Origin of the sequence: Marinilactibacillus psychrotolerans (assembly GCF_900101525.1) — a bacterium.
Lineage (GTDB): Bacteria > Bacillota > Bacilli > Lactobacillales > Carnobacteriaceae_A > Marinilactibacillus > Marinilactibacillus psychrotolerans.
Window position 1 is genome coordinate 31895 of record NZ_FMZD01000019.1, and the last position, 10258, is coordinate 42152.

Consider the following 10258-nt stretch of genomic DNA (forward strand, 5'->3'; position numbering starts at 1 on the left):
AAAAGCCCCCCTAGGTGGAACGTTTTTTGTAGTAAAATACAGTATAAAATGCTGGAATCTATTGTTGGAAATATAAGATTTAGCAGACCGCCGTACGGGAGAAAAGCTAAAGGATAAGTTTATTTATTGCACCTGCTTTTGAGTAGGTGCTTTTTTGTGCTATATGAAATTTTGGTAACACTTTTTATAATTTATTCGTTATTAAGAGTGTAAGGCGTGATCACAACTTACAAAATTCATTTTAATAAGCAGAAAAAAATAGGAGGAATATTCTATGCATAAAGAATGGAAAGAAAGTAAAATCGGAATTTATTTTGAAGATGCAGAAAATGAAAAATCGGTCCGTCGCAGTTTTAATGGGGTAATTCAATCCCCAACTGATGAGCAAGTCACTCAGTTTACTGAAGCAATTGATGCAGTAAGTGATTTGCCTTCTTCTCATACAATATTAGTCGAAGAGTATCGTTATAATGACTAAGTAATTTTATAGAACAAAGAGAATATTATAATTACCCCTTATATCAAAAATCTAAATGGAGGAATTAGTTATGACAACTAAACTAGAATTGCGTTTTAAAACATCAGAAGGAAAGAGCAAAATGATTGGAGTGAGTCAGCCTATATTGAATCTGGACTCAGCAGTTGTAGAGGCAGCTATGAAAACAATTGTAGATCAGAATATGTTTAAAAAAGAAGATGTGAACTTGCTTGAATCAATTAAGGGAGCACGTTATGTAACTAGAACAGTAGATGATCTTTTCGAAATAGAATAAATAAAGTTAAGAAGAGAAGGGCAGAATCTAGAGCTCTTCTCTTTTGTTTACGTTTTGGTATAATAAAATCAATTCAGTCTAATGAAAGGAGAGGGTAGATTTGAAAAAAATGTTGATCAATTTAGTTAAAAGCTACCAAAAGGTTATCTCTCCTCTATTTGCGCCAAGTTGTCGATATTATCCGACTTGTTCAAATTACACAGTACAAGCTATAGAGATACACGGGGCATTGAAAGGAAGCTTAATGGCAGGGGCACGTATTTTAAGATGCAACCCATTTGTGGAGGGCGGAGTTGATAAAGTTCCAGATCATTTTATGCTGAAGCGTAATCCTGCTACAAAAGACTTTGTTTATCTTGGAGATGGGGTTATAGTTAATCCTAATGATCCGAAGTATTTAAAAAAAGAAATAGAATTAATTTTAAATCAGTATGAGAAAGAACTTAAGATTGTAGACGCCCCGATAATTAATGCTTTTGATCAATTAAAATTAATGGTCGATGTGGAAGAACAGTCAGTTGCTCAATTGAGTGATCAGTATGTTGAAATGAATAAAAAAAAGCTCCTTAGTGAAGGATATTATCCTGATTCAGCTGAACTCGAATCAAGCGTTTCGTTACGACTTTTTAAAGTAATTAAAAATCAGAAAAGTCATTCATATTTTAAACATATCCATCCAAGTTTGATTGATAAAGAAGTTAAAAGTGGAGACTCCGTCTTTTGTTTAATAGATGAGGATATAGGAATCTTAGATTCTAATAGTCCGGAATTACAAAAAGAATTCATTCTGAAAAGAGGAGTAACGGAATCAGATCTTAAGGAAAAAACTGGCCGATTAGTCGATTACTTACTAGTTCTTAAACAGAAAGATTACGACGGTCACTAGATTGATTTTTAAGAGTAAAGGTTTTTCACTTTAAATGATCTATAGTAAATTAGAAGAATAACGCATCACAAACAAAATAATGAAGTATTTAATACTATAATGAAGAAAAAAATTAAATAAAGAGATATGGGTGAATCAAAATGAAAGAAGCGAATCAAAAAATTCAGTCGGTAGAATCCTACCGAACCCCACAGTTCAAATTATCAGAACTGTTAAAATCTATCTTTACTTTAGGAAGAGTCAAACAGAAAAGACTGACTGAAGCAGCAGCTTTGTATGTCTTTGAGTATAAGGAAAAAGAGTTGTACGTGATTTCTGCTGAAGAGATGTCAGGGAAACGCACAAAAATTGTTGAATTTCAAATATGTCCACTAGAATTTGAACAGATTGTATATAAGGACAAAAAGTTATCACTCGACAACTATATTTATCATTTTGATCTAGATACTATTATTTTCGAATGACGAAATGTTTGCGCAAGGTGTTAGAGTTTAGTGATAAATGTGGAAGGATTGCAATAAAGTAAAGACCAATTTATACTTGTGACTTAAGATTGATATTTGGAGGATAGAAAGAATGAATATAAACATGCGACCAGAACGAATTGAAGAACTTGCTGTGATGTTAACGAGGCAAAGAAGTGTCACAGAGACAATTGAAGAACAATTAGTAACAGAGAAAGTAGCGCATTTTTTTCAAGGTCTTGATTATTATAAAGAACATCCTGAAGATTTGATTACTGTACTGGCTCCTGAGGATCCATGGGGAAGAAAGAGTGTTATTTCCATTCTTAGAGGAAAAAAAGATCCATCAAATAAAAAAACGGTTATTTTAATTGGTCATACAGATACTGTAGGAATTTCTGATTATGGAGAATTGAAAGATTTTGCTCATTTGCCTTATGAATTGACAGAGAAGTTGAGAGATAGAAAAGAACAATTACCTCCAGAAGTTCAAGCAGATCTAGATTCCGGAGATTATTTATTCGGTCGTGGAATATTTGATATGAAGGCCGGTAATGCTATTATTATGAGCTTAATGGAAGAAATTGAAAAAGATCTGGAGAATTTTTCAGGAAATATTATTTATTGCGCAGTTTGTGATGAAGAAGCTAACTCTATAGGAATGCGGTCTTGTGTCCCGAAATTAGTTGAATTAAGAGAAAATAACCAGTTAAAATATACTGCACTGATCAATACAGATTATATGACATCGGAGTATCCAGGAGATTTAAATAAATATGTCTACGTAGGCACGGTTGGGAAGTTAATGCCCTCCTTTTATGTAGTCGGAAAAGAAACGCACGTAGGAGAAGCCTTTAAAGGTCTGGATCCTAATCAAATCATTGCAGAATTAACCAAACGAATCAATTTGAATACAGATTTATGTGATGTTGTAGAAGGAGAAGTCACTCTGCCTCCAATGAGCTTGAAGCAACAAGATCTGAAACCTGAATATTCTGTTCAAACCGCAAAAACGGCGCATGCATTTTATAATTTTGCGACTCACTACTCTACACCGGATATGGTTCTGGAAAAAATGCGCGGAGTCGCAACGTCGGCATTTGCAGAAGTTTTAAAGAATATAAATGACCAATATGCTAAATATTGTGCTTTAACAGAAAGATCATATGAGTCTATACCCTTTAAAGTGAGCGTAATGACCTATAATGAATTATACGCTGCGGTTCGTGAGGAAAAAGGAAAAGAGCTTGATGAACTATTAGAAACAAATCGTCAAAAGTGGTTGATGGACGAATCCATAGATGATCGAGACTATGCTTTGAAAGAAGTGGAATGGTTACAAATGATGTGGACAAATCAAGAGCCAGTAATCATTGTATACTTTACACCGCCTTACTATCCACATATATATGTAGAAGGGAAAACGAATCAGGAGAAACAGCTGCTCGAAGCAGTTAAAGAGGCTGTAGATACTACAGAAACAGACTACCAGTTAGTATATAAGAAATTTTTCCCATATATATCTGATTTAAGTTACGCTGCTGCTCCAAAAGAAGTAGATGCAGTTGAGGCGTTGAAACAAAATATGCCTGGATTCGGCGTGAAATATTCTTTACCACTCGAGGACATGCAAAAGCTGCAATTACCAGTTGTTGATATCGGTCCGTTTGGTAAAGATTCCCATAAGTTCACAGAACGGTTAGAAAAAAACTATAGCTTTAATGTTGCACCGGTTCTGGTTCAAAAAACAGTGATGAATCTATTAAAATAGTTTAGAATTTGTGCAGACTCTTAAAATATATAAATAATAATAACTTTCAGAAACACTTTTCTTTTTTGGAAAGTGTTTTTTAGCACAGATTTAAGGAAAAGTTTAGGAACTACCAGAGCTTTACATGCTAAAATGTAAGAGAGTAAAATCAAAGGAGGCAACACCATGAGAGTATTGATTGCTGATGATGATAAAGAAATCTGTGACCTTTTAGAAATTTATGTAAAAAACGAAGGGTTCGAAGTTGAAAAGGCCCATAATGGTCAAGAAACCCTTGATAAACTATATGAGCAAGAGATTGACTGCCTAATATTAGACGTTATGATGCCAAAAAAAACAGGTTTAGAAGTTGTAAAAGAAGTGAGAGAAAAATCCCAACTTCCGATTCTTATGTTGAGTGCAAAAACAGCTGATGTAGATAAAATTAGAGGGTTGGCAAATGGAGCTGATGATTATGTGGTTAAACCGTTTAATCCACTAGAAGTAGTAGCTAGAGTGAAATCACTAATGCGACGAAGTGCTTACACAAATAGGGAATCTGAGGCTGGAGAACTTGAAATTGGACCATTGGTTATTCGAAAAGAACAACATCAAGTTGAAACAATTGAAGGTTCTTTAATTCAGTTAACAGCATTAGAATTTGGCATTCTATATTTGCTGGCTAGTAATCCCAACCGAGTTTTTAGTGCAGATGAGATTTTTGAAAGAGTATGGAAGCAGGAAAGTCTAGTACCAGCAAAAACAGTTATGGTACATGTGAGCCATTTGAGAGATAAAATTGAAAAAGCTACTGGCGGAGAAAATGTTGTTAAAACTGTCTGGGGTGTAGGATATAAAATAGAAGAGAAGCAAAGCTTTGAATAGTAAGTAAGTTTGTCAAAGCAAGTATAAAAGGAGCATATAGATGAAACTGACCTTAAGAGAACGATTTCGACTGTTGATTGAGGGGTTTGTTACAGCAGGGATTATCGTACTATGCTATTTCGCAGCATATGAAATTATGGGCTGGTTTGTTGAAGCTTTTCCAAGTGTATTAGGAGACCTGTGGTTTGTTGAAGAAGTCTTCCTGCAAGATCGTCAACAAGACCTTTGGGGCGTTACTCCCTTTGTCTTGTTTCTATTAGTTATTGTTGCTATTGGAGCGATCTATTGGAGGTTAAAAAGAAGATATAGACAATATGAGTTGAGACACATTATTGATGAACTGCATTTTATTGCTCAAGGAAATTATACACATAAAATTAGAGGGAAATATAGTGGAGATATTGGCAAGGTAGTTGATAGTATCCATGTCCTGGTTGATTCTACAGTGGAAGCAATGGAAGAAGAAAGAAGAATTGAACAATCAAAAGATGAACTAGTAACAAATGTCAGCCATGATATCCGTACTCCATTAACTTCAATTATTGGCTACTTAGGTTTAATAGAAGAAGGGCGATTTAGTTCCGTAGATGAAATTCAAAGATATGTCCATACTGCTTATGAGAAAGCAAAGCAGATGAAAGTGCTAGTTGATGACTTGTTTGAATATACTAAAGTAAGACAAACAACAACACCGCTGCAATGTGTATCTTTTGATATGATACAGTTGATTGAACAACTAGCTATCGATTTTGAACTAGAAGCGCAAAGAAAAGAAGTCGAAATAGTCGTACAGTCGTCATTAGACAGACTAATGATGACAGCTGATACTGAAAAGCTGGTGCGCGTGTTTAATAACTTGATTTCGAACGCTTTGAAGTATGGAAAAGACGGGAATATTATTAAAATTGAAATCGAAAAATCTGATGGGCAAGCAATTATAGCAGTGAAAAACGATGGCCAAGCACTCCCAGAAGAAGCGATTGAGCAAATTTTTGAACGATTTTACCGCGCGGAAGCTTCAAGATCTCAGGAAACAGCAGGAACTGGATTAGGACTTGCTATTGCTCAAAGCATTATAGAATTACATGGAGGAACTATCACGGCAAGGTCAGATGATGACTGGACAAGTTTTGATATTAAACTTCCTTTAGAACAGTAAACATAAAATAATATTTTTAAAGTGTCAGTCAAAATAAAAGACTGACACTTTTTTTATAAAATGGATAGTATAGTTGAAAAAAATTCAGAGAAATGTCTAATTTTTGAAAATCATTCAAAACAGGTTGTGTTTTTACACATGTCAGAGTACGATATAAGAGGTTGATTTCTGAACGATATAAATAAACAGCCTACCAGAATAAATCAATTATTAAATAAAAAATACAGATGCATAAGAATAATCATGCATATTATAGGAGAGCTTATTAAAAAATGAAAATACTTAATAAACAAATAAAAAAAATTGCTATTTCAGGATTGTCGGCTAGTATACTACTACCATTTGCAATAAAGTCTAACATTACAGTGCAAGCGGCAGAAGCGCCAGAAGTTGATGCGGCATCAGCACTAGTAGTAGATTTTGAGACAAATCAAATCCTTTTAGATCAAAATGCTGATGACCAAAGAGGAATTGCCTCATTAACTAAGATGTTAGTCGAGTATATTTTGTTTCAAGAGATAGAGGCCGGAAACCTTAATTGGGATACTGAAGTAACGATTAGTGATTACGCTTATCAAGTTAGTCAAAATTATGAGTTATCTAATGTCCCGTTAAAAAAAGGAGAAGTATATAGCTTGGAAGAGCTATATCAAGCACTTGCGATTTACTCTGCTAATGGTGCTACCGTAGCTATTGCGGAACAGATAGCAGGATCAGAGCCAGCCTTTGTAGACAGAATGCGCGATTTAGTAGAATCATGGGGCATTACAGACTATGAAATATATAATAGTACCGGTTTGAGTAACGCTTCTTTGGGGGACGATATCTATCCTGGGAGTACAACAGAAGATGAGAATGTTATGTCAGCTAAAGGGATTGCAACAGTTGCTTCACATTTATTGAAAGAGTATCCAGAAGTCCTCGATACCTCTAGTATTCCAAGTAAGGTATTCCGTGAAGGAACAGAAGATGCTATTCAAATGAAAAACTGGAACTGGATGCTGAAAGGATTGCTTCACGAAAGACCAAATGTAGATGGATTAAAGACAGGAACGACTCCATTTGCAGGAGCTAACTTTACAGGAACCTCTATGGAAGACGGCCATCGAATTATCACAGTAGTCATGGGGGCTGGCGATGGAATTAAGAATAAAAATCAAAGATTTGATGAAACGGATAAAATAATGGATTATGGCTTCAATGAATGGGAAGCAGCGACTGTTATGGAAGAAAATACTGTCCTTGAAGATGTAGATCCGATTATGGTTCGAAATGGAAAAAAAGATTCAGTAGAAGTTATGTCAGCTGAATCTTTAGAATATTTACTCCCTAGTGGAATTGAAGAAGAAGATGTTACATGGACATTTGAAGCTGATAAAAAGGCCTTGAACCAAGAAGGCGGTCTTGAAGCTCCAGTGAAAAAAGGTCAAGAATTAGGCACGCTGACGTTCACATATGAAGGAGAAGATTTAGGATATCTTGACGGAAGTGAACATAATAAAGTGCCCGTTGTCGCTGCTGAGTCGGTCGATCGCGCCGGATTCTTTTCTGTAATTGGAACATGGTTCAGTGATTTCTTTGGTGGATTAATGGAACGTTTCTAAAACAAATTAAATAATACTAGTTGCTTTAATCTAAAGATTAAAGTAGAATTAGTGCATATAAAATTGAACGTATAAGTGCGAAATAGTAAGGAGACTAAAGTTTAAGAGAGTCAGTGCGTGGTGTGAACTGATACTTTATAACCTGAATCCGTCGTATGAGTAGACAGTGAGACGACTATCGTTTAAATTGTCTCGGTAGAGCCCGTTAAAACTCATAGAGAGCAGGGAAATTAAATTTTCCTGAATCAGGGTGGCACCGCGAAAAGCAGTCTTTCGTCCCTTCGTAATAGAAGGGACGAAAGACTGCTTTTTTCGCACCTACAATGTAATTATAGTTTAGATAGACTAAAAAGAGAAAAGAGGAAAATATATGCTAGATATAAAATTGATTCGAAATGAATTTGATCAAGTGAAGCAAAGGTTAGAAACACGTGGAGTAGACCCAAAAGAGCTAGATCATTTAAAAGCACTGGACGAAAAAAGAAGAGAGACAATTCAGGAATCAGAGAAACTAAAAAAATATCGTAATCAAGTTTCTGATGAAATTGCTATGAAGAAAAGAAACAAAGAAAATGCAGATGAATCAATTGCTGCTATGCAAAAAGTTGGAGCAGATATTAAGCGTGTAGATAAAGAGTTAGAGGAAGTGGAAAAACAGTTTCAAGAGGTAGCAGATGGATTACCTAACTTACCGCATAATTCTCTACCTATTGGAGCAGGAGCAGATGAGGAGTCTAATGAAGAAGTTCGTAATTGGGGTAACGGGACAAATGAGCAGTTTAGCTTTGAACCAAAGCCGCATTGGGAAATAGGAACCGATTTAGATATTCTAGATTTTGAAAGAGGTGCAAAAGTAGCGAAGAGCCGTTTCTTATACTATAAAGGGCTGGGTGCACGTTTAGAAAGAGCGCTTTATAACTTTATGTTAGATGTTCATACACAAGAGCATGGATACTATGAAATGATTCCACCATATTTAGCTAATGAAGAATCATTATACGCTACAGGACAATTTCCAAAATTCAAAGAAGATGTATTTCAGATACAAGATTCTGCACTGACGTTGATTCCTACAGCAGAGGTACCACTAACTAATTACTACAGAAATGAAATTTTAGAAGAGATAGATTTGCCGAAGTACTTTACTGCCTTAACGCCTTCTTTTCGCTCTGAAGCTGGAAGCGCCGGACGTGATACTCGTGGATTGATTAGACTCCACCAATTTAATAAAGTAGAAATGGTTAAGTTAGCTAAACCAGAAGAATCTTACGCAGAATTAGAAAAAATGACCGCCAATGCAGAGGCCATCTTGCAAAAGTTGAATCTACCGTATAGAGTCGTTTTGCTTTCCACAGGAGATACAGGGTTTGCAGCTGCTAAAACATATGATTTAGAAGTTTGGATTCCCGCTCAGAATACTTACAGAGAAATCAGTTCATGTTCAAATACTGAAGCCTTCCAGGCAAGAAGAGCTAAAATTCGCTATAGACGTGAAGAAGATGGAAAAATCGATTTTGTTCATACCTTAAATGGTTCTGGATTAGCTATTGGGAGAACAGTTGCAGCAATTCTAGAGAACTATCAGCAAGAAGATGGTTCAGTAAAAGTGCCAGAAGTTCTAGTACCCTATATGGGTGGAGTTACAGTTATAAGGTAGTTCAAACTCATAAGTGCTTTTAGTTAAATTCGATAGAAGCTTAATGATATACTAAAGAATAATAAATCGATTAGGAGGGATAGAGTGTCTAATGAAAATTTTGAAACAGCGATTTTTGCTGGTGGGTGCTTTTGGTGTATGGTAAAACCTTTTGATTCATTACCTGGGATTGAAAAAGTTGTTTCTGGGTATACTGGGGGAACGGTTGAAAATCCCACTTATAGACAAGTGACATCTGGCAAAACAGGACATACTGAAGCGGTAGAAATTACGTACGACCCTTCTAAGATATCTTATGACGAGCTTGTAGAGATTTATTGGCATCAAACCGACCCTACTGATGCCGGGGGACAATTTGCTGACAGAGGTGATTCCTATCGACCAGTTATTTTTTACAAATCTGAGGAGCAAAAAGAAAAAGCAGAAAAATCAAAAAAGGCACTAGAACAAAGCGGTAAGTTCAGTGAACCAATTGTGACTTCAATAGAACCAGCACATCCTTTTTATAAAGCAGAAGAATATCATCAAAACTTTTATAAAAAAGAATCCGCCCACTATAATCGCTATAGTAGAGGGTCTGGGAGAGTTGGTTTTATAGAACAGAACTGGGGAAATCAATAAAGAGCGAACAAACTTTGTTTGTTTAAAATGCCGAGGGATTTATTCTCGGCATTTTTATTTTTGAAAAAATCAGTAAAAATGATTGACAAAGATACAAGGCCATTGTATTATATAAGAGTTGCTGCTAATTGATTATTTCATTAAGCACTGACATCTTAAATTGTATAGCGGTTATGGCGAGAAGGATCCACCTGTTTCCATTTCGAACACAGAAGTTAAGCTTCTCAGCGCCGAGGATAGTGAAGGGTTTCTCTTTGCGAAAGCAGGACATCGTTATGCAAAGTACTTTTTAAAAGTACTAATGGAGGTTTAGCTCAGTTGGGAGAGCATCTGCCTTACAAGCAGAGGGTCAGCGGTTCGAGCCCGTTAACCTCCATAGTCTTCTGAGACATTAGCTCAGTCGGTAGAGCATCTGACTTTTAATCAGAGGGTCGCAGGTTCGAACCCTGCATGTCTCAT

9 protein-coding genes, 2 tRNA genes, 1 rRNA gene, 1 pseudogene and 1 other annotated feature are annotated in these 10258 nt (G+C 35.8%); all 13 genes and pseudogenes read left to right on the forward strand.

What is annotated here, in order from left to right:
* The first annotated feature begins 274 nt into the window (after window positions 1-274).
* The 13 genes and pseudogenes from BLT22_RS09765 (at window position 275) to BLT22_RS09825 (ending at window position 10257) form a co-directional block, all read left to right on the forward strand.
* On the forward strand, window positions 275-478 hold the full coding sequence (locus BLT22_RS09765) for a DUF1659 domain-containing protein (RefSeq protein WP_087057855.1): 204 nt from the start codon (window positions 275-277) through the stop codon (window positions 476-478).
* Window positions 479-548: 70 nt separating this feature from the next.
* A complete protein-coding gene (locus BLT22_RS09770; protein ID WP_091762880.1) occupies window positions 549-773 on the forward strand; it encodes a DUF2922 domain-containing protein in 225 nt (74 codons plus the stop codon).
* Window positions 774-882: 109 nt separating this feature from the next.
* Window positions 883-1116, forward strand: a pseudogene (gene yidD / locus BLT22_RS12515) (membrane protein insertion efficiency factor YidD); the annotation flags it as partial.
* A 683-nt stretch (window positions 1117-1799) separates the two neighbouring features.
* Complete coding sequence (locus tag BLT22_RS09780) at window positions 1800-2123, forward strand: hypothetical protein (protein ID WP_087057861.1); 324 nt, start codon at window positions 1800-1802, stop codon at window positions 2121-2123.
* 112 nt (window positions 2124-2235) lie between these two features.
* A complete protein-coding gene (locus BLT22_RS09785; protein WP_091762884.1) occupies window positions 2236-3894 on the forward strand; it encodes a M20/M25/M40 family metallo-hydrolase in 1659 nt (552 codons plus the stop codon).
* A gap of 165 nt (window positions 3895-4059) precedes the next feature.
* On the forward strand, window positions 4060-4758 hold the full coding sequence (locus BLT22_RS09790) for a response regulator transcription factor (RefSeq protein ID WP_087057865.1): 699 nt from the start codon (window positions 4060-4062) through the stop codon (window positions 4756-4758).
* Between the two features lie 40 nt (window positions 4759-4798).
* A complete protein-coding gene (locus BLT22_RS09795; protein WP_087057867.1) occupies window positions 4799-5917 on the forward strand; it encodes a sensor histidine kinase in 1119 nt (372 codons plus the stop codon).
* 272 nt (window positions 5918-6189) lie between these two features.
* Window positions 6190-7521, forward strand: a complete 1332-nt coding sequence (locus BLT22_RS09800; RefSeq protein ID WP_091762886.1) for a serine hydrolase — start codon at window positions 6190-6192, stop codon at window positions 7519-7521.
* A gap of 61 nt (window positions 7522-7582) precedes the next feature.
* Window positions 7583-7805, forward strand: a binding site (T-box leader).
* 86 nt (window positions 7806-7891) lie between these two features.
* A complete protein-coding gene (gene serS / locus BLT22_RS09805) occupies window positions 7892-9178 on the forward strand; it encodes a serine--tRNA ligase (RefSeq protein ID WP_091762888.1) in 1287 nt (428 codons plus the stop codon).
* 84 nt (window positions 9179-9262) lie between these two features.
* Window positions 9263-9799 carry a peptide-methionine (S)-S-oxide reductase MsrA gene (gene msrA, locus BLT22_RS09810; RefSeq protein ID WP_087056930.1) on the forward strand — a complete coding sequence of 179 codons (537 nt, stop codon included), beginning with the start codon at window positions 9263-9265 and terminating at the stop codon, window positions 9797-9799.
* A 163-nt stretch (window positions 9800-9962) separates the two neighbouring features.
* A 5S ribosomal RNA gene (gene rrf / locus BLT22_RS09815) occupies window positions 9963-10078 on the forward strand.
* Window positions 10079-10102: 24 nt separating this feature from the next.
* Window positions 10103-10175: transfer RNA gene (locus BLT22_RS09820), tRNA-Val, on the forward strand.
* 9 nt (window positions 10176-10184) lie between these two features.
* A tRNA-Lys gene (locus BLT22_RS09825) sits at window positions 10185-10257 on the forward strand.
* Window position 10258 lies beyond the last annotated feature (1 nt).